1 pseudogene is annotated in these 824 nt (G+C 54.5%); it reads right to left on the reverse strand.

Going from position 1 to position 824, the window contains the following annotated elements:
- Window positions 1-824, reverse strand: a pseudogene (locus D515_RS25940) (type I secretion C-terminal target domain-containing protein); the annotation flags it as partial.

Genomic DNA, 824 nt, shown 5'->3' on the forward strand with positions numbered 1-824 from the left:
TGACAGAAGCCGCCTCGCCTTCATTAGCGGAAGTGTTGGACACACTGGTGACGCGTGGCTTGTCGGCTTCATCGGTGATGACGGCCTCAGCAGACTGCACAAAGTCCTGTCTGCCGGGCACGGCAGCTTGGATCTGAATAGTCTCGTTGCCCTCATAGACATTATCATTCAGGGTCTGTGCGTAGATACGCACACCGTTTTGGCCAGCAGCAACGGAAATGTCGAGGCGGTAGTTATTGGCCGCGTTGATGTCGCCTTCGCCAATCTTCTGTCCCGCCAGGTTGTAGATAAACACCTTACCGGAATAATCTTCGCCAAATTTCGCCTGATGGTAGCTGTCGTTGAAGTTCAGACGAACCGTGGTGGCTTCATCAGCAGGGTTATTGAAGTTGACGGTCCAGCCCGGTGTGGTACTGCCTTCCACGCCATCACGTAGCTTGGTCACAGAGGTGACAATAGTCGGCGCTTCATCTTCGACAATGGTGACCGTACCGGACACCAGACTGCCTTGCCCATCGGCTTTGGCTTTGATGGTGTAGCTTTCATTGCCTTCGTAAGTGCCGTCTTCTGTGGTTTGAGAGCGCACTTGGAAGGTCTTGGTGTTAGCCGGAACACTAATCCAGTTTCCGCCGGAGAAATCGCCGGTCGCTTTCACCCAGCCACTGCCGTAATTGACCCAGAGGTCTTTGGTGTTGAAATCTTTGCCTTCGGTGGCCGAGCCGCCGTACGCATCGATAAACACACGGGTAGGGGTGGTGGACTCATTGCTGAGCGTGATGGTGACAGAAGCCGCATCGCCTTCATTCGCCGAGGCGTTAGACACA

This window comes from Grimontia indica, assembly GCF_000333895.2.
GTDB lineage: Bacteria > Pseudomonadota > Gammaproteobacteria > Enterobacterales > Vibrionaceae > Enterovibrio > Enterovibrio indicus.